At 35.3% G+C, this 21,124-nt stretch carries 12 protein-coding genes; all 12 read right to left on the bottom strand.

All coding sequences use genetic code 11. The annotated features are described in order from the left end of the window. Nucleotides 1–26: 26 nt before the first annotated feature. On the bottom strand, nucleotides 27–7,472 hold the full coding sequence (gene sprA / locus Q0783_RS06625) for a cell surface protein SprA (protein ID WP_298894134.1): 7,446 nt from the start codon (nucleotides 7,470–7,472) through the stop codon (nucleotides 27–29). Nucleotides 7,473–7,475: 3 nt separating this feature from the next. After that, complete coding sequence (gene ruvA, locus Q0783_RS06620; protein WP_298894132.1) at nucleotides 7,476–8,057, bottom strand: Holliday junction branch migration protein RuvA; 582 nt, start codon at nucleotides 8,055–8,057, stop codon at nucleotides 7,476–7,478. Nucleotides 8,058–8,136: 79 nt separating this feature from the next. After that, a complete protein-coding gene (locus tag Q0783_RS06615; RefSeq protein WP_298894130.1) occupies nucleotides 8,137–10,419 on the bottom strand; it encodes an NADP-dependent malic enzyme in 2,283 nt (760 codons plus the stop codon). A gap of 126 nt (nucleotides 10,420–10,545) precedes the next feature. Continuing rightward, nucleotides 10,546–11,469 (bottom strand): tRNA epoxyqueuosine(34) reductase QueG, encoded by a 924-nt coding sequence (gene queG / locus Q0783_RS06610; RefSeq protein WP_298894172.1) that lies wholly within the window; start codon nucleotides 11,467–11,469, stop codon nucleotides 10,546–10,548. Between the two features lie 2 nt (nucleotides 11,470–11,471). Next, on the bottom strand, nucleotides 11,472–12,806 hold the full coding sequence (locus tag Q0783_RS06605) for a cytochrome P450 (protein WP_298894128.1): 1,335 nt from the start codon (nucleotides 12,804–12,806) through the stop codon (nucleotides 11,472–11,474). 35 nt (nucleotides 12,807–12,841) lie between these two features. Then, nucleotides 12,842–13,864 (bottom strand): Holliday junction branch migration DNA helicase RuvB, encoded by a 1,023-nt coding sequence (ruvB, locus tag Q0783_RS06600; protein ID WP_298894127.1) that lies wholly within the window; start codon nucleotides 13,862–13,864, stop codon nucleotides 12,842–12,844. Nucleotides 13,865–13,933: 69 nt separating this feature from the next. Beyond that, nucleotides 13,934–15,724: a cbb3-type cytochrome c oxidase subunit I gene (locus Q0783_RS06595; protein ID WP_298761448.1), complete on the bottom strand. Its 1,791-nt coding sequence runs from the start codon at nucleotides 15,722–15,724 to the stop codon at nucleotides 13,934–13,936. A gap of 23 nt (nucleotides 15,725–15,747) precedes the next feature. Then, a complete protein-coding gene (locus Q0783_RS06590) occupies nucleotides 15,748–16,815 on the bottom strand; it encodes a cytochrome c oxidase subunit II (RefSeq protein WP_298761446.1) in 1,068 nt (355 codons plus the stop codon). 27 nt (nucleotides 16,816–16,842) lie between these two features. Beyond that, nucleotides 16,843–18,234, bottom strand: a complete 1,392-nt coding sequence (locus tag Q0783_RS06585; protein ID WP_298894126.1) for a quinol:cytochrome C oxidoreductase — start codon at nucleotides 18,232–18,234, stop codon at nucleotides 16,843–16,845. 21 nt (nucleotides 18,235–18,255) lie between these two features. Further along, nucleotides 18,256–18,837: a cytochrome c gene (locus Q0783_RS06580; RefSeq protein ID WP_298894125.1), complete on the bottom strand. Its 582-nt coding sequence runs from the start codon at nucleotides 18,835–18,837 to the stop codon at nucleotides 18,256–18,258. A gap of 9 nt (nucleotides 18,838–18,846) precedes the next feature. After that, entirely contained in the window at nucleotides 18,847–19,377 is a 531-nt protein-coding gene (locus Q0783_RS06575; RefSeq protein ID WP_230934962.1) for a DUF3341 domain-containing protein, read from the bottom strand. A gap of 9 nt (nucleotides 19,378–19,386) precedes the next feature. After that, nucleotides 19,387–21,123, bottom strand: coding sequence for an NrfD/PsrC family molybdoenzyme membrane anchor subunit (gene nrfD, locus Q0783_RS06570; RefSeq protein WP_298894124.1), 1,737 nt, complete (start codon nucleotides 21,121–21,123; stop codon nucleotides 19,387–19,389). Nucleotide 21,124: the final 1 nt, after the last annotated feature.

Raw genomic sequence — 21,124 nt, 5'->3', positions numbered from 1 at the left:
TAATTTTTTTAGACTTTAATTACTATTTAATTTCCAAAATTGTATCGTAATGTAAATCCTGTTCTCACTGTTGTTTGCGGAAATGCCGTAGATATCTCATATTCAGAAAACGTGTAATCAAAGTAGAAAATTGCCGTTAGGTTTTTGGTAAATGCGTAATCGGCTGTGTACTTTATTCCCCAAATTGTTTGACCTTGAGTAATTTGATTATTCTCAATATCTAAATATCTAATAATAGTTTTGTTATTTCTAACCGACACATCTGCCTTCATGTTTAGGTCACTTTTAATGACTTGTCTTGGTCCAGCAAGCTTAGAACGAATACGAAGGTCCTTAATACGATAACCCAAGCCGAGAATATATTCTTTACCTTGAATTTCGGTCAACAAATTATTATCAAAACTCATCGATAAAATTCTATCCTTTTTCATTTCGGCTAAGATCTTAATCGAATTTTTCATTTCGAAATCCAATCTAAATAATGGACTAAATTGTTCTTCTAAATTGATATTACTAAATACTGTTCCATTTTTAAAGTTACCTGATTGATCTAATACATCTGGGTTTTGGTTTTCATAAGCAACACCTGGCTGTAATAACGTTGGATCTAAATCTAGGTTTGTTCTAAACTGATTTATCGTATAGCTTGAACGGTATCCATGTGTAATTGAGAAACGTTTGAAGTTCTTTTTAAACCACTTCATTTTCATGAAACCAGTATATTTTAATTGCCAGTTAGGAATTGGAATATCTCTAAAGGCAGACAAACTAATCTTATCAGGATTAGTTCCTTTATAAGCTGCTAAAAACGATGGTAATAATACTGCTTGACTGTTCTTACCAAACCCAAGTGGAAATCCTTCGCCATCAACAGCAAAGTTATCGTTCCCATAAAAGTTTCTTGCTAATCGTCTTGCGACAATTAATCTGTTATTTCTGAAATCTTCAAATGCAGCAGATTGGGTTTCATCACTTTTACTAAATGCCGTTTTTATTAATGCCGTTGAAATATTAAAGTTTCCGAAGGAGTTTGTAATTAATGCATTGTAAACATTACTAAATCCGTCACCAGTTGTATCTGTTGTATTAAAGTTTTGCGTCGTGTTTTCAGAGTATACACGTCCACCAGTAAGGTCAATATTTAAATCTTTGATCAGTTCAACATCTGCCGATATATCTAAGATACGATTGGTTGTTTCACTATACTGTTGGTTGAAATCTGGAAAAACAGTTAACCATCCATTTCTTGCAGCAAGATCTCTAATGTCACGTTGGCTACCAAACGTATAACCTAATGTAGGCTTAAATGTTCCTATAAATCCTGGAGTTCTCAAATAACCAGGTAAATAAGATCCATTGTTTTCCGTATAATTAATTTGTACACGTTTTACCGAAGTTAGTATATCTAAAGCGCCATTTAGGATTTTAGATCCAGCACTTTTCTTGGCTGGTTGATTAGCATTACCACGCGCAGCTGCGGTTGATTTCCCATCTTTACTCAATGCCGCTGGTGTTGCTCCTCTAGATCTTGAACCTCTTGTATTCTTTTTGGTTAAACCAACATATTTATATAACGTTTCTAAATTAAATGTAGAGTTGATGTTATGTGTGTTTGCATTTTGGATAGAATTACCCAAATTGAAAGATGTAAATGATCCATCTTCATTTTGTATTGGTAAGTTGCTATTTAAATCTGATCCTTTTTGCCATTGAAAATCTCCAGTATACGAATAGGTGGCACGCATAAAACTCAAAGTAGGAATTTTATACAACGGTATCTCATAATTAACTTGCAGCTGTTGATTTTGAATATTTGGATCTCCTAAATCAAAGAATCCATCCCAAACATCTAAGCTTGGATCTTGTCTACCATTAATGACATCATCAACAAAATAATTTCTAACAATATTAGTGTTGGAAGCCGTAAAGTTTAGACTTAAGGCTTTTGTTAAATTATAATTAATCGCATATTGCGTATTGAAATTATAGTTTCTTCGGAATAATTCTTCCAAACCAATATTGTCTCCTGTCAAATCAACCTCTCTAAATTTTTGTTTATTAAACTGACGAATAATATCTGTATTGACAGAAAAACTCGTTGGAATTGGGTTGAAATTAAAATCTTTTAAGATCTTCCAATACTTACCAGTAAACAAAGAATCATTCTTCTTAAAAGGTTCAATACTCTTAGGCTCGAAGGTATAGTTATAATTTACACCTGCTCTAACATTTTGACTTAACGAACGTTCAATTTCAAAATCACGTCGCTCTTCTTTATTATAAGAATAGTTAAATGTCAAGTTCTCCACATCGTAAAAGCGTGGCTTTTTATCTGTGGTTCTATTTTTTCTTACACCAATAAAGTTAATACTCTTTCGTTTAGTATAATTCTCATTAACTTTTAAAATTGAATCTTGATTGGTCGTATTATCTAATTGAGTTTGTAATTTAATATCTCTATAGAATTCATCATACTCTGGTGTAATGATTTGTTCACCTACAGCATAATTAAATGGTAATTGAATACCCCATTTTTTAGGTAATAATTGTCCGAGGTTTAAATTAGTTACGACGTCATATTGCTCGACATCTTCTCGACTTCTTTCATTTGGTCGTTGTTCTACTGAACCAAAACCTATTGTACTTTTTCTTCCTGTTGCACTTACATTAGCAAAGTCGGCAAAGTTAGCATCTAAAGCTGCTACAGCAGCCCAACCACCTTCATTGTCTAGATCGGCAAGACGTAGTTCATTAAACCAAATTTCACCACAGGCATTAGCGCCACTCTGTCCAGAATTCTTAACACCTACCATTAATACACGTACATCTCCAAAGTTAGGGTTACCTTTAATCGCTAATCGTTGCTGACCGATAGTTTGAGGGTCAAATTCTGAAACTTCAGTTAGTTGGCCATCAACTAGATCATAAAATGTAGGGTCAATATTGGCTAATGTTCCGTTGGCGATACCCAAAGATTTCATTTGCTCTAACACATCCAGTTCAATATTAATCTCATTCACCTCAGGCCATATACTTTCAGGTGTAGACATACCAGAAGAGACTTGCAATGGCACTTCAATTTGATAGAAGTTTTGCGTAAAGTCATTACCCATTCTAATAAAACCGACCAAATCACCATCATTGAGTGGTCCTGTTTCGCCTTCCTCAGCATGAATAAACATACGTAGTTTATTATACTGACGCATATCGACATTAATATTTTTAAAGACACCTCTAGAATCTTCAGGCTCTAGATCACATACCTCAACTTGTAAGGATTGTTCATTCTGTCTAATGATATTATTATTGTTGTTCAGTTGTTCTAATACAACACCTGGAGGCAATACATAGTTACCATCATTTTCTTGAAGCCCAACAACTCCTACTGTAAATTCGGTATTGTCGTTTTCATTATTTGGTTCGTCATCTAAAGTTAAAGTATAACGTCTCCAATCACTACGTACTAGGTCTAATGTTGCAAAACGCAAGACAGTTGTTTGCGTAAAGTCTTCTAAAAATAAACGAGCAAAACGTACAGATCGAATATCAGATATACCTCCAACAGCAGTTCTAAAAGGGCTTTCTCCAATAGGAACTCTAAATTGATACCATCTCACAGATGCTGTTTGACCATTAGGCAAAGTCACATCTCTATCTTTAATATCATTGATTTGAGGATTATTGAGATCAAGTGTATTTTGGTTAATTTCAATTTCATATTGATAGTAACTATCAATCGTATTCATTGTGTTATCTCTATTGATATCCTCAACATCTGGCTGTGGTGTAGATCCTCTATTAGTATCGGTAAAGACATCAGGAGAGTTTCCTTCTAGACCATTATATTGCTTATAACGTTCAAAAATATTTCCAGTAGTATTTAAGTAATAAGTATAATTATCTTTTGCTGGATCTGGACCAAACAATCCGCCATTAGTAAATTGCGTTGCTTCTTCGACATCATCATAACCATCATAACCTACATCTTGATTGGTACGTTCTTGACCTCCTGTAGAGAAAGTATAAATTAGAGATTGGTTCCTCGGAACAACAGTTTCAAAAGCAGTTTGTGGTAATAAAGGTGTAATATCACCATCTTCTGGTAATCCATTTTCATATTGTTTTTTACCATCCTTCAAAACATCTTCGGAAATATTCCCGAGATTCACATATAGTTTTCCAGATAAACCACTACCAGCCGGTTCATTCAAGAATGGATCTTGAAGCCAAAACTCGATGTATTCTACATTGGCCTGCTCAAAATCTGTTGATGTAATTTGTCTAGTAATTCCTGCCCAACTTGTTGAAGGGTCTAAGTTGTCATTTGCTGCACTTGGATCAAAGTTGTATGGTCCTCTTTCTGTTGGATAATACACGAGGTCTAAAGTATTGATCACTGTTGTTTGCCCTTGTGCAATATCTATTTCAGGGAAAACCTCATCTATAAACACTCGTCTTGTATATAAATCTGACACATCATCATCACCAATATCATCTGGTCTTTGATTGCTATAAAAAATAGGATCGATTGTATACCAGTTCAAGAATGCTCTATCATATCCATTTTCAATTCCAGGACTATTGATAGGATCATTTTCAGCAACACCATTCACTGTTCGTGGTCTACTTGATAAGAACCAAGATTGTGGTGACAGTAAATCTATTGCACCTTGTGTACCTTCAAAATCATCTACATAAGCTGTCGCTTCACTATTAAAGTCGGTTCCCTTTGGAGCTCCAGGAGCTAAATAAGCAAATTCACCTCTTACCGATAGATTTGATGGTGCATCAGTATCTATATTTGGCAGCTTGTTTACTAATCGTGTAAAGAAAGGAACTTCGGTAGAATAGTTTCCGTTAAATCCAAAAATGGTATTATTTATTGGTTCGGTATTATAGTTGGCTTTTTGAGTAATTGGGCGCTCATTCAAGTTTAATAATGTTGCTCCTAAAACAAAGTTTTCATTAAATTGATGCTCAACATTCACACCCGTAAAACGTCTAGTTTGCTGACCAAATACAGCATTGTTCTCTACAGAAACATTAATAGGAATGTTTGAAGATTTTAAAGCTTCGTCTATAATATATACACGACCAATTTGATAGTTAACTGTATAGTCTTGACCTTCGACAAGTGTACGACCTCCTGCGGTTACAATAACTGAACCTCTTGGCACATTAAACGCACCTAAAGGAATACCATCACCTCCTGAGGATTTAAAACGACCTTTGATTTGAAATTTATTTTTTTCAGCTTCATCTAGTGCAGCTGTCTTTGTTTGCTTATATAGAATATCATATACATACTTCTCTTGATTGAGGTTAGTATAGGTCTCTAATTCATAGTCGGCATCATTATTATTTGGATTCCCATCATCATCTAGAATATCGAAGAGGTAACGTCCAAAAGGTTCTACCTTGGTGAATATGATTTTTCCATTTTGTGTTAATACAGTTTGCCCTTGAACAAAATCAAAGAATCCATCACCTCCAGCTTGTGGATCGTTGTTAAAATTTAATCGATCTAAATGAAATAATCGAATTAAAGGTGTATCTAAAATTTCGCCATCATCTGTATTATCAAAAGGTGTATTATTCCCAAATATTGGGAAGGCTGTACCATCTACAGGAGCAATGTAATTTAAAGGAGAGGCTTCTGTATAGAAAATATTAAGTCTGAAATCTTCTTGATCTAGCTGAAATGCGCCAGTATCGTAGATGTTTTTCATCATCAAATCCCAAATAGGTTGATTGACATCAGTGATTGGACTCTTTAACATTTTAACGATTAAACTTTGAGTAGAACCTTCGGCCACAACAAAGCTGTCATTAATTCCATCTGCATTTGTATCTGGTCCGTTATCTATAAGCCCATCACCATCAACATCAGAATCTGTTTGATCGTTTATACCATCGCCATCTGTATCAGTACCATTATCAGGAGTACCATCACCATCTTGATCAACATCGGCAATGTTTGGAATACCGTCACTATCATTATCATCATTTGTAGCTGTTGAATTAATACCGTCATTGGCAAACTCACCAACCTGAAATACTTCACCGCCAATCGTATATTGGAAGGCTACGGCTACGATTTCATCATTTAATAATCTTTGATTTAAGGAAATGTAACCTAATTGTGGGTTCAATGTATAATCTCTTCCTTGCTCTAATTTTTTTGCGTTCTCTAATTTTCCGAAGTCGAAACCTTCATTAGCCGTAGTTAAAATACCTTGCTCTGCTGTTGTAATATCTCTTACAGTAGGTGACAAAAATGAACCTGCTCCACCAATATTAGTAGGATCGAAGGCGTTATTTCCATTGTCAGGAAATTGAGATCCAGAGCCACTTAAAAACCCAGCTGGAGGAACACCACCATTAAGACCTATAGTTTCAAATTCACCAATATCTTGAAGCGCAACTATATTTCTAACATTATCGGTTTGATTACTTCGATTGGTTACCCAAACTTCTATCCTAGTAATTTGAATATTGTTATTAATAAACGGATAGCGCAACATAGATTCGTCGTAAGTCTCTCTAAAGTATTGGGCTAAAAAGTAGTGTCTATTTTCATCATAGTCTCTAGCAAAAAACTCAAACTCTTCAACAGTTCCTCCACCTTGAGCTACCACAGATTGTGATTGTGATTTTTGCTCAGAAAAAATGGCAGTTACTCTGGTCTTACCAAATTGCAATTCGGTTTTTACACCAAATAAGCTTTGGGCACCTGTAATTAACGAACTGTTTATTGGCATAGCCACGTTACCCACTTCAATTTTTCTAACTATATCATCTTCTGTAGGAGTGTATTCTAATTTTGTTAACTGTTGAAAGTCAAATGTAGATTCGGTATCATAATTTACAGTTACTTGCAAACGCGTACCAACCTTACCTAATAAACTTAAACTAATACGTTGATCGAAATCAAATGTGAAATTACTTCGATTTCTTGGAGAAAATGTTGGGTTATCTTGTTTTGTGAATAAGACTCCTAAGTCAACTTCGGCAGAACCTTGAGGAATAACTTCAATGGTATTTCCTCCAAATATAGATTCAAAAAACCCAGAATTGACATACAGTTCAGGGATTAAGTTTTTTTGTTGTTCCTCAGTTCCATCCTTTTTTCCTTCTTTAGCATCAATTTTTTGTTTGTAGTATAAACGTTGTTGCTCCATCAAGACCAACTTTTGGAATTCTGCTGGCGTTAGGATGATAGGATAATTAATATTAAAACTTCCAACTTTTTCGGTATAAATATATCGATCTGTAATTGGGTCGTATGTATATTTAGAGACTATACTTTGCGGATTTGGGAACTTTAAAGTTCCCAAAGAAAAGCCTGTTTTAGTTGAATCTTGTGTTGCTGGCGTAGTTTGAGCATAAGTAAAGCCACTAAGCAATGCGAAAGCGAGAACAAATAATAAGTGATGTAATGATTTTGATATAGTAAAGTTAGTTGTAATCAAATTTTATAAATTTTTTAAAGCTTCTTTAATAATAGTTTCAACACTTGCGTCTGGTTGCTGAGACACAATTTTATCCACAACACGTTCGGACTGCTTTTTAGCAAACCCCAAAACTTCTAAAGCTGATAACGCTTCATCTTTGTTGGTATTGTTTTTATTAACAGAAACTTCGTCAATATCGTAAACTTTTAGCACTTTGTCCTTTAAATCCAGTATAACACGTGCTGCAGTTTTAGCTCCAATGCCTTTAATGGATTGAATTAATGCCACATCTCCATGAGCGATACCTTCCTTTACCTGCTGCGGAGATAATGATGATAACATCGTACGAGCAGTATTTGCTCCAATACCGCTAACCGATAATAAAAGTTTAAAAATTTCACGCTCAGCTACTGAAGAAAAACCATATAGAGTATGCGAATCTTCTCTTACGATTAAGTGCGCATATAATTTGAGAGCCTCTCTATCTGGAATCTGAGAAAACGTATGTAAGGATATATTTAAAAGGTAACCAACACCATTACAATCTATAACAACATCTGTTGGATTTTTTTCCACCAATTTACCCTGAATATGTGTAATCATTTACTCGCTTTCGTTAAAAACTCAAATGTAATAAAATTATTTACATTTCAAAGGTCATCAGTTGGCTAAAACGCTATGCTTATTCGCTTCTCTTTTTACTTTTCTGTTGTGCATCAATTACGGCTATAGCAGCCATGTTTACAATTTCATCTACACTTGCATCTAACTGAAGTATATGAGCCGGTTTTCTCATTCCCATCATAATAGGTCCTATAGAGTCTGCTTTATTAAGTTCTTTCAATAATTTGTAGGTAATATTAGCCGACTCTAAATTTGGAAAAATAAGTGTATTCACCTTTCTACCTGCAAGTTTAGAAAACGGAAATATATCCTGTAGCATTTCACTATTGAGTGCAAAATCGGTTTGTAATTCACCATCTACGATTAAGTTTGGATGTCTTTTATGCAAATATTCTACGGCCTCTCTAACTTTAATTGCTGTTTGATTTTTTGACGATCCAAAGTTTGAGTATGAAATCATGGCCATTACAGGTTCCATTCCAAACATTTTAACAACACCAGCTGTCATTTGAGCAATTCTTGTTAAATCATTTGCTGACGGATTTATATTGATAGAAGTATCACTTAAAAACATTGGTCCGCGTTGTGTCATCATCACATTAGTGGTCGCAATTCGTGTAGAACCAGGTGCTAGCCCAATAAGTTCTAGCATTGGTTTTACTACCGAAGGATAACTCCTTGAGTATCCTGAGATCAATGCATCTGCATCTCCTTCATTAACCATCATTGCTGCATAGTAATTGCGTTCACGCATTAATTTTTCGGCAGAATACAATGTGACACCTTTGCGTTTACGTTGCTGCCAATATACTCTGGCGTACTTATTTTTACGTTCTTCTTCTTCGTCCGATTTTGGATCAATAATTTCTAAATCGCCTTCAAATTCAATTTCTTCCATTAGAGAAAGGATCTTATCACGACGCCCTAATAATATTGGGATTGCAATACCTTCGTCATAAACAATCTGTGCCGCTTTCAAAACGTCTAACTGATCTGCTTCAGCAAATACAACACGTTTAGGGTTAAGTTTTGCTCGATTTAAAAGCAGTCTAACGATTTTATTATCAGATCCCAATCTTTCCAACAATATATCTTTATACTTGTCCCAATCTTCTATTGGTTCTTGAGCAACACCACTTTCCATAGCTGCTTTGGCCACAGCTGGAGGAACCTCGGCAATCAACCTTGGGTCAAAAGGTTTAGGAATAATATAATCTCTACCAAAAGTTAAACGTGTTTCGCCATAAGCAATATTCACTTGCTCTGGCACTGGCTCTTTAGCTAATTTAGCTAACGCATAGACCGCAGCCATTTTCATTTCTTCATTAATCTTTGTCGCACGAACATCTAAAGCTCCTCTAAAAATAAATGGAAACCCTAGAACATTATTTACTTGATTTGGATGATCACTTCTACCTGTAGCCATAATAATATCATCACGTGTATCTATTGCTAATTGATATTTTATTTCAGGATCTGGATTAGCCATAGCGAAAACGATTGGCTTTTTTGCCATAACTTTTAGCATCTCTTGGGATACAATATCTGCTTTTGACAGGCCAATAAACACATCGGCATCTTTCATAGCTTCATCAAGTGTATCAATTTTCCGATAGGTAGCAAACTCGGCTTTTTCTAGAGTAAGGTTTTCGCGATCATCTCTTATGACACCTTTACTATCTAGCATCACCATATTTTCTCGTTTTGCACCACATGCTTGATATAATCTTGAACATGAAATAGCTGCAGCACCAGCACCACTTATTACAATCCTAACATCTTCAATATTTTTCTCGGCTAATTCAAGGGCATTCAATAAAGCTGCGGCAGAAATAATGGCTGTTCCATGTTGATCGTCATGCATTACAGGAATATCTAACTCCTCTTTAAGTCGACGTTCAATTTCAAAGGCTTCGGGAGCTTTAATATCTTCTAGATTAATCCCACCAAATGTTGGAGCGATGTGTTTTACTGTTTCAATAAACTCATCTATGTTTTCGGTATCAACTTCAATATCAAACACATCAATATCGGCAAAAATCTTAAACAATAAACCTTTACCTTCCATTACTGGCTTTGAAGCCTCTGGTCCTATGTTACCCAAACCTAAAACAGCAGTTCCATTCGAAATAACGGCAACCAAGTTACCTTTGGCTGTATATTTATAGACGTTGTTCTTATCTTTTTCAATCTCTAGACAAGGCTCTGCAACTCCAGGAGAATAGGCTAAGGATAAGTCTCTTTGCGTTGCATATTTTTTAGTAGGAACAACCTGAATCTTTCCAGGAGTAGGTTTTGCGTGATACACTAAAGCTTCTCTACGTTTACTTTGCTTGCTCATATATTGTTTGTGAATTAATCAATTTGTAATTAGTGTTTGTAAACAAACCGAATTACAAATGTAAGTGTTTTATGAGAAAGGTGTGAAGAAAAATCAGATGGAGATCATTAGTTCTCTTAGGACATCTTAATCCTTCAAAAACCTAATATTCCGTTTTAACCCTTCAAACTTAGTTCGCTTTACAGCAGAGTTTTTAAATACTTTATTAAAGGTATCTTTTGTAATTTCTTCCCAATCCTTTTTTGTCATTGATAATACGTCGGGATTTGGATTAAATAATGGTTCGTTGTGTGCTTTTGAAAAGCGATTCCACGGACAAACATCTTGGCACACATCGCAACCAAACATCCAATCATCAAATTGTCCTTTGAATTCTGAAGGAATATTATCTTTTAATTCAATCGTAAAATAAGAGATACATTTGCTTCCATCCACAACATAAGGTTCAGTAATGGCTTGCGTAGGACAAGCATCGATACATGCTGTACATGTGCCACAATGATCTGAGACAATATGATCATATTCTAGGTCTAGGTCGATAATCAATTCGGCAATAAAATAAAACGATCCTACCTGTTGTGTTAGTAGATTACTGTGCTTTCCAATCCACCCCAAACCTGATTTTGCTGCCCAAGCTTTATCCAATACGGGTGCCGAATCTACAAAGGCTCGACCATGAACATCTCCTATTTCATCTTGAATACTATGCAATAGCTGTTTTAATTTGTCTTTAATCACAAAATGATAATCAGTTCCGAAGGCATATTTAGATAGTTTATAACTTTCGGTATTTTGAATTTCCGTAGGAAAATAGTTTAGTAATAAAGACACTACACTTTTAGAGCCTTCAACCAATATGGTTGGATCAAGGCGCTTATCAAAATGGTTTTCCATATACCGCATCTCACCATGCGCATTATTTGTAAGCCAAGTTTCTAATCGTGGTGCTTCTTCTTCTAAAAACTCTGCTTTACTGATGCCGCAAGACAAAAAACCAAGGCGTTTAGCTTCTGATTTTATAAACTCACTATATTTAGATTTACTTGCTATCACTAGTTTCGTTTTTCGAATTTTAAAAACGCATTTTTAGGTTTTAAGGTAATTAATGGTGTTATGTCTATCGTTTCAAAATCTGGATATATTTTAAAGGTCTTTACCAATTGAAACATAGCCATAATCATTTCAAACATAGCAAAATTATTCCCTATACATTTTCTTGGTCCTGCACCAAAGGGGAAATATTGCGACGAAAATTTCCGTCCGCCTTCCGAAAATCGCTCAGGTATAAATTCGTTTGGCTTATTCCACAAATTTGGATGGCGATGCATTTCGTAAACTGAAAACAATATGTTAGAACCCGCTTTGAATTGCATACCATTGAAGTGATCTTCTGCAACATTTACACGATCAATAAAATAGGCTGGAGGATACAGTCGCATTGATTCTTCAATAACTTGTTGACAAACTTTAGATTGTGTAACGATAGTCATCAAATCGTCCGTCTCTTGTTGTATGGTTAAATATTCTTCGTGTATTTTTTCTTGCCATTCGGGATGTAAAGCTAGAAGTTGACATGTAAATGTTAACGAATTAGATGTCGTCTCGTGCCCAGCCGTAAATAAAATTAAAATTTCATCTATAAGTTGCTCTTCACTCATTGATTTACCATCATCATATTTAGCATCAAGAAGCATATCCAATAAATCATTTTCTCTTTTATTGGATTCACGTCTTTCATTAACAATACGTTTTAAGATGTCTCTTGCTTCACGAGTTAAGGTAATGTGTTTTTCAATTTCACCACTTGCTTTAAACCACCAACCTAGATAAGGTTGACGTAATTCTTTAACCAGCATTTTTTGAGCCGTCTCGGTAATATACTGTAAGCGGTTAATATCATCCTGATTTGCAGCACTACTAAATAAGGACTTGACGACGGTTTGAAATGCCAGATCATTTAAAATTGGAAATATATCTAAGACTTCACCAGATTGTATTCGTTGATACTCTGAAGTAATTGCATCGTGAATAGATTTCAATAGATTTTCTAATTGTTTTTTATGGAAAGCAGGCTGAATAAGTTTTCGTTGCTTACGCCAATGATCACCTTCTGAAGTTAATAATCCTTTACCAACATATTTTACTAGATCTTCGGTTTGAATTTTAGACTTAACATAATTGCGTTGGTTCTTTTGAAGGACATACTCGGCCAAAGCAGCGTCTCTACAAAAAAACACGCTAGTATTGAATCCAATTTTCAATCTAAAAACGTCACCTTGTTCTATAAAGTTGCGATGATGAAATGGTAATGGGTTTTTTAAAATATCTAATGAATGTTTCAAGAAACGTTTTAAAGGAACAGTAGGTATTTCTTTTTTTGGATTCATTATGTATGATTTCCTTTGATAGTATAAGTGTTATACTAAAACAAACCGCCTTGAATTGGTCCTTTAATTTTCCCTAGATGTTTATAAGCCAGCTCTGTCACTTCTCGTCCGCGAGGCGTTCGCATAATAAACCCTTGTTGTATCAAAAAAGGCTCATAAACTTCTTCTATGGTTTCGGCACTTTCACTTACGGCAGTTGCTAAAGTAGTAATTCCAACAGGGCCTCCTTTAAATTTATCTATGATGGTTTCTAAAATTTTGTTATCCATTTCGTCTAAACCATGTGCATCTACATTAAGAGCCTCTAAGGCAAATTTAGCTATCTTGATATCAATACTTCCGTTTCCTTTTATTTGAGCAAAGTCACGAACTCTTCTAAGTAATGCATTTGCAATTCGAGGTGTTCCTCGGCTTCGCCCAGCAATTTCTACCGCTGCTTCCATAGAAATTGGCACATCTAAAATAGAAGCACTACGTTGTACGATAGTTGTTAATAATTCGGTGTTATAATATTGAAGTCGGCTTTGAATTCCAAAACGCGCTCGCATAGGAGAGGTTAGCAATCCTGAGCGTGTTGTTGCTCCAACTAAGGTAAACGGATTTAAATTAATTTGAACCGTTCTAGCATTTGGTCCAGACTCGATCATAATATCGATTTTGTAATCTTCCATTGCTGAGTATAAATACTCTTCCACAATAGGACTTAACCTATGGATCTCATCAATAAACAATACATCACGATCGTCAAGGTTAGTCAATAGTCCTGCTAAGTCTCCTGGTTTATCCAAAACTGGTCCAGAGGTTACCTTTATACCTACATTAAGTTCACTAGCTAGGATATGAGCTAATGTTGTCTTACCAAGTCCAGGAGGTCCATGAAACAGGGTGTGATCTAGAGCTTCGTCTCTTCCATTTGCAGCCTGAACAAAAATTTGAAGGTTTTCCAACACCTGATCCTGACCTGTAAAATCATCAAAGGATAGTGGTCTTAATTTTTTTTCTACATCCAGTTCTTCTGGAGAAAAATTATCGTTTGTTGGATCTAGGTTTTCGTTCATATAACACAAATATAAACAAAAAGCCTTTCGATAGTTACGAAAGGCTTTTCAATATTATATAAAGAATTTTTAATGTTGTAATTCTTCTTCTCCATCATATAATGGCACATTTTGAGGTACGAAATCTTCATCATGTCCTGGTTTACTATAATCGTAAGCCCAACGGTGTACATGAGGAATTTCCCCTGGCCAGTTACCATGCATATGCTCTATTGGAGCAGTCCATTCTAATGTATTTGATCTCCAAGGATTCTGTACCGTCTTCTTTCCGTAGAAAATAGAGTAAAAGAAATTCCATAAGAATACCAATTGGAAAATACCACCTACAATTGCAAATATTGTAATTACAACGTTAGCATTTGCCGTATCATCAAATAATGGGAAGTTAGAGTTTGTATAATAACGTCTTGGTAAACCTGCCATACCTATAAAGTGCATTGGGAAAAATACACCATAAGCACATATTGCTGTTACCCAGAAATGTAAATACCCAAGGTTTTTATTTAGCATACGACCAAACATTTTTGGGAACCAATGATAGATTCCTGCAAACATTCCGTAAAGTGCAGATATACCCATTACTAAGTGGAAATGCGCTACAACGAAGTACGTATCGTGAACATTAATATCTAACGCACTATCTCCTAAAATAATACCTGTAAGTCCACCTGTGATGAACGTAGATACTAAACCAATTGAGAATAGCATTGCTGGATTCATCTGGAGATTACCTTTCCAGAGTGTGGTAATATAATTAAATGCTTTTACTGCAGAAGGAATTGCAATTAATAAGGTTGTAAAAGTAAATACAGAACCTAAGAATGGATTCATTCCTGAGATAAACATATGGTGACCCCAAACTATTGTTGATAAGAAGGCAATGGCTAGAATTGACATTACCATCGCTCGATAACCAAAAATAGGTTTACGGGAGTTAGTAGCAATAATTTCGGAAGTAATACCTAATGCAGGTAGTAATACAATATATACTTCAGGGTGGCCTAAGAACCAGAATAAGTGTTCAAACAATACTGGAGAACCTCCTTGGTAATGTAGTACTTCACCTTGAATGAAAATATCAGATAAGAAGAATGATGTTCCAAAACTTCTATCCATGATTAATAATAATGCAGCAGATAATAATACTGGGAATGATACCACACCAATAATTGCTGTTACAAAGAATGCCCAGATTGTTAATGGCAATCTTGTCATAGACATTCCTTTAGTACGTAAATTAATAACTGTTACGATATAATTTAACGATCCTAATAGAGAGGATGCAATGAAGATAGCCATTGATACTAACCATAAGGTCATACCCATTCCTGAGCCACCTTGTGCCATTGGTAGCGCACTTAAAGGTGGGTAAATGGTCCATCCTGCTGCAGCTGGCCCAGCTTCTACAAATAGTGAAATGATCATCACTACACTTGATAAGAAGAATAACCAATACGATACCATGTTAAGGAACCCTGATGCCATATCTCGTGCTCCAATTTGCAACGGAATTAATAAGTTACTAAATGTACCACTCAATCCTGCAGTTAATACAAAGAATACCATTATGGTACCATGAATTGTAACTAATGCCAAATAAATATCTGCATCCATGACACCTTCGGGAGCCCATTTTCCAAGTAATGCTTCAAACAATACATTAGGTTCCTCAGGCCATGCAATTTGCATACGGAACATTATTGACATCAAAACTCCAATAACACCCATAATAGTACCAGTTATTAGGTACTGCTTAGCAATCATTTTATGATCCTGACTAAATATATATTTAGTTACAAAAGTCTCTTTATGATGATGTCCGTGATCGTCGTGTGCGTGAGTATCTGCGTGTGCTGACATAATCTATTTTCTTTTTTAATCTTTTAGTTGTTAGTTAAAGAATTTTTGAACGTTTTTTGCTCTTTAATCCAAGCATCATACTCCTCTTGAGTTTCTACAATAATTTTCATTTGCATATTGTAGTGTGATTTTCCACAAATTTTATTACATAGTAATAGGTAATCAAACTCATATATAACTTCTTGCGTTCCTTTAGCTTCTATTTCTTTTCTATTCTTTGTTCTTATGGCGTTGATATTCTCTACTTTCTCAATAATATCAGGATTTTTACGCATATCGGCAGTAGTTACAGTTGGCGTAAACCCAAACTGAGTAATCATACCTGGAACACAGTTCATTTGCGCTCTAAAGTGAGGCATATAAGCAGAGTGTAAAACATCTTGAGAACGCATTTTAAATAATACAGGTCTTCCAACTGGCAAATGCAATTCTGTTGTAATAACATCATCTTGAGCGTTAGGATCAGACTCATCTAAACCTAAGATATTTGCTCTGTCATTATCAATCAATCTAACATTAGCCATACCTAAAACATTATCATCACCTGCGTAACGTGCTTTCCAGTTAAACTGTTGCGCGTATAATTCTACTACCAATGGATCTTCACTTTCATCAATGTTCATGATACTTGTCCAAGTGAATAGACCATAGATAATTAAACCGGCTAAAACAATCACTGGAATAAACGTCCAGATCGCTTCTAATGTATTATTATCTGCATAGAATAATGCTTTACGTCCTTTTTCTCCTTTGTACTTGTAAGCAAAGTAATGCAATAAGAATTGCGTAAATGTTTGAACAATGAATATGATTACCATAGAGATAATCATTAAATTGTCAAGTTGCGGTCCATGCTCTGAAGCAGAATTAGACATCAATGGTAAATCTCCTAAATACCAAAAACTAGCAATAGTGATGGCATAAATGAAGACTAAGAACCCCATCATTAAATATCCATTAATCTTGTTGTCTTTATCTGTAGCTATTTGATCATTTGAAGCGCCTACTTGAGCCAAATCAAATATCTTAACCATTTGCCAAATGGCAACAGCTATGAAAATTACTATTATAATTGTTAAAAAAGCAGTCATTGTCGTTTCTGTTCTTTATAATTTTTATTAATAATGGAAATGTTCACTTTCCTTGATGAACGGATTTCGTTTTGGTTCTAAAGGTGCTTTAGTTAATGCTGTAAATACAATAAATATGAACAATCCAGCAAATAACAATATTGAGCTAATTTCTGGTATACCAATTGCCCATTGGTCTCCCACTGTAGCCGGCATAATCATATTAAATATATCTACATAGTGACCTACTAAAATAACGATACCTGCCATGATTACAAACCATGGAATACGTTTATAGTCACTATTCATTAATACCAATAATGGGAACACAAAGTTCATAGCCACCATTCCTAAAAATGGTAGTTGATAATCGTTAAATCTCGCTATGAAATAAGTCACCTCTTCTGGAATGTTAGAGTACCATATCAACATGAACTGCGAAAACCATAAGTACGTCCAGAAAATGCTAAATCCAAACATGAATTTCGCTAAATCATGAATGTGACTATCGTTTACTTTTGGTAACAATCCTTTTGATTTCAAATAAATAGTAATCATTGCAATTACAGTAATACCACAAACCATCATTCCTGCCAATACATACCATCCAAATAATGTTGAGAACCAGTGAGGATCAACACTCATAATCCAATCCCAAGACATCATAGATTCTGTATATAAAAAGAATACTAAAAATGCTGCCGAGATACGGAATGTCTTTTTAAAGTTTTTATTGTCATCTGCATTATCTTGAGCAATCGAGAATTTACGAGAGAAGTGTCTATATAACCACCAACCAGCAATAAATATTAATCCTCTAACTCCAAACCATGTGATATCCAACCATCCAGATTTACCTTGAATCAATTTATCATGAGCTACTACATCTGGATCCATCCATACAAATAAGCCGTAATGACCTATCAAACCAGAAGCAATTGCTATACCTAAAACAATTAAGGCTCCAGGTAACATATATGCGGTAATACCTTCCATCACTCTTAAAAGTAATGGTGACCATCCTGCTTGAGCAGCGTATTGTACAGCATAAAATGCCAATACACCAAGTGCAATCATAAAAAAGAAAAATGCAGCTACATAAATTGCAGCCCAAGGTCTTTTGTGCATAGCATGCATAACATGGTTAACGTGCTTTGTATGTTCATCAACTTCAGCATGAGCTCCATGACTCTCTGCGTTATCATGGCCAGCTGTTTCTGCATGAGATTCCTCTGATGCATGAGTATCGTGATCTGCTACCTTATCATGACCTGCTTCTTCTCCATGACCACCACCATGATGAGATTCGTTAGCCAACATTGTTTCTACTTGTTCAAATGTTTTGCCTGAAGTTACAAAGCTGTATGATACACCTAGTACTCCAACTATCATTAAAACAATAGCAGTTAATCTTAGTCTATTTGAAATTTTGTATTCCATTATATAATCTTTAACTAAATCTTATTTTTCTAAATCAGCTTTCAACTTCAACACATAATCAACGACTTGCCAGCGTTCTTCTTCATTTAATTGATTAGCATATGAACCCATTGAATTCTTCCCATAATAAATAGTATGGTAAATACTTCCAACAGTAATTGCTCTGCCAGCATCATCATAACTTGGCACTCCCAATATTTTCTCGCGCTTAACTAAGTTACCTTGACCATCTCCTTTTTTACCATGGCAAATGCCACAATAAATATCGTATAATCTTCCTCCTCTAGGGCTATCAATTTGAGTAGAGTCTAAAGGACTGGTTAATGTCTCTTTAGCTAGGATATAACCTTCGTTAGTATTCTCAATTTCAAATGGCATGTGACCACCTCTAGGAATACTACCTTCGGCAGGTAATTGAGCTTCCATATCCTCAATGAGCATTTGTTGACCATCAACTACAATTTCAGCCTCTTGGTAAGCTTCATAACTTACAGGCTCGTACATGTTTGGCATAAACTGATAGTTAGGTCTTGTGTCATTCTTACAGGCCACAACACTTGCAAATACAATTAATACCACTATTATTTTAAATAAGCTTTTCATCTGTATAAATTAATGCGCTTTATCAATTAAATTAATTTCTACTGCTCCCGTTTCCTTTAACAAATTAGAGAGTTCCTGTTCGTTATCATGAACTGCAATTTCCATTAAGAAATGGTCATCTGTAGTTCTTGGATCTGGGTTTTCTGCATTTTTAAATGGCCACATTCTACTTCTTAAGTAAAATGTGATAACCATTAAGTGAGCTGCAAAAAATACAGTAAGCTCAAACATAATTGGTACAAAAGCAGGCATGTTCTCGATATAACTAAAACTTGGTTTTCCACCAATGTTTTGAGGCCAATCTTCGATCATGATAAAATTCATCATGACAATTGCTACTGTCAAACCAATACAACCATAGATAAATGATGCTATAGCTATTCTTGTTGGCTCTAATCCCATTGCCTTGTCTAATCCGTGAACTGGAAAAGGCGTGTAAATTTCTTCAATATGATGATGCGCAGACTTTACCTTTTTAACGGCAGCCATTAAAACATCGTCATCTGTATAAATAGCGTGAATTACTTTTGAAGCTTCCATGTACTATTTTTAGTTTATTAATTTTTTAGCCTGTCCAGACCAATCATCACGTTCTGCTCTTCCTGGGAAAGAACCTGTAATTGAATCTAGCAAGTCATATTCTCTTTTTGTCATCTTACTAACCTGTAAAAATGTATAGATCCCAATACTGTTAAGTACTTCTTCCATTTTTGGGCCAATACCATTTACTTTTTTCAAGTCATCAGCGGTCTGAGTATTTGGATCAAAAGCGCCAATGCTTCCTAATAAATCATCAACTTTAGCTGAGTTGTCTTCATCAGAAACTTCTTTAGCTACTTCTGTGTTAACCTCGGCTATAGCATTTGATGTTCTAGAATCTGCACCTGTTCCTACTAAACTATCACCGCGCTCTCTAATTTTCTTATAACGTTCTCCTGAAGATTTCAATATCGTCTTCACTTCGGCTTGAGCAATCACAGGGAATGTTCTAGCATATAATAGGAATAATACAAAGAAGAATCCTATGGTTCCAATAAATATCCCTATATCAACAAATGTTGGTTGGAACATTGTCCAAGATGATGGTAAGTAATCTCTGTGTAATGATGTTACGATAATTACGAAACGCTCAAACCACATTCCTACGTTTACAACAATAGATATAAAGAATGAGAACATAATACTCGTTCTTAATTTTTTAAACCACATAAACTGAGGTGAGAACACGTTACAAGACATCATCATCCAGTATGCCCAAGCATAAGGACCTGTCGCTCTATTTAAGAATGCATATTGTTCATATTCTACTCCAGAATACCAAGCAATAAACAACTCAGTAATATATGCCACACCAACAATAGAACCCGTAATCATGATGACGATGTTCATTAACTCGATGTGTTGTACTGTAATATAATCTTCAAGGCTACATACTTTTCTCATGATAATAAGAAGAGTATTCACCATAGCAAATCCTGAGAAAATCGCTCCAGCAACAAAGTATGGAGGGAAAATGGTTGTATGCCAACCAGGAATTACCGATGTAGCAAAGTCAAACGATACAATAGTATGTACAGAAAGTACTAATGGCGTTGCTAAACCTGCAAGTACTAATGATACTTCTTCAAAACGTTGCCAATCTTTAGCACGACCAGACCATCCAAAACTTAATAACGAATAAATCTTCTTTTGGAATGGTTTTACAGCTCTATCACGAATCATCGCAAAATCAGGTAATAAACCAGTCCACCAGAAAACTAATGATACCGATAAATACGTAGAGATTGCAAATACATCCCAAAGTAATGGAGAGTTAAAGTTAACCCATAATGAACCAAACTGGTTTGGAATTGGTAATACCCAGTATCCTAACCATGGACGACCCATGTGAATAATTGGGAACAAACCTGCTTGAACTACCGAGAAAATTGTCATCGCTTCTGCAGAACGGTTAATCGCCATTCTCCATTTTTGACGGAAAAGTAAAAGTACAGCAGAAATTAAGGTTCCTGCGTGACCAATACCAACCCACCAAACGAAGTTAGTAATATCCCAAGCCCAACCTACGGTTTTATTCAAACCCCAAGTTCCGATACCTGTAGAAATTGTATAGATAATACACCCAATTCCCCAAAGGAAAGCGACAAGTGCTATTGAAAATACAATCCACCAAGATTTATTTGCTTTTCCTTCAACAGGTGCAGCCACATCTACCGATACATCGTGATATGATTTTTCTCCTGTAACTAAGGGTCTTCTAATAGGTGCTTCGTAATGAGACGCCATA

Source organism: uncultured Psychroserpens sp. (assembly GCF_947500255.1).
Lineage (GTDB): Bacteria > Bacteroidota > Bacteroidia > Flavobacteriales > Flavobacteriaceae > Psychroserpens.
Note: the sequence above shows the minus strand (reverse complement) of the source record. Positions and strands in the feature narration are given on the sequence as shown.

Excerpts from the sequence above, each read along its gene's own strand:
- ruvA (WP_298894132.1), bottom strand. The coding sequence starts at position 8,057 with ATGATTACACATATTCAGGGTAAATTGGTGGAAAAAAATCCAACAGAT.
- Q0783_RS06615 (WP_298894130.1), bottom strand. The coding sequence starts at position 10,419 with ATGAGCAAGCAAAGTAAACGTAGAGAAGCTTTAGTGTATCACGCAAAA.
- Q0783_RS06605 (WP_298894128.1), bottom strand. The coding sequence starts at position 12,806 with ATGAATCCAAAAAAAGAAATACCTACTGTTCCTTTAAAACGTTTCTTG.
- ruvB (WP_298894127.1), bottom strand. The coding sequence starts at position 13,864 with ATGAACGAAAACCTAGATCCAACAAACGATAATTTTTCTCCAGAAGAA.
- Q0783_RS06595 (WP_298761448.1), bottom strand. The coding sequence starts at position 15,724 with ATGTCAGCACACGCAGATACTCACGCACACGACGATCACGGACATCAT.
- Q0783_RS06590 (WP_298761446.1), bottom strand. The coding sequence starts at position 16,815 with ATGACTGCTTTTTTAACAATTATAATAGTAATTTTCATAGCTGTTGCC.
- Q0783_RS06585 (WP_298894126.1), bottom strand. The coding sequence starts at position 18,234 with ATGGAATACAAAATTTCAAATAGACTAAGATTAACTGCTATTGTTTTA.
- Q0783_RS06580 (WP_298894125.1), bottom strand. The coding sequence starts at position 18,837 with ATGAAAAGCTTATTTAAAATAATAGTGGTATTAATTGTATTTGCAAGT.
- Q0783_RS06575 (WP_230934962.1), bottom strand. The coding sequence starts at position 19,377 with ATGGAAGCTTCAAAAGTAATTCACGCTATTTATACAGATGACGATGTT.
- nrfD (WP_298894124.1), bottom strand. The coding sequence starts at position 21,123 with ATGGCGTCTCATTACGAAGCACCTATTAGAAGACCCTTAGTTACAGGA.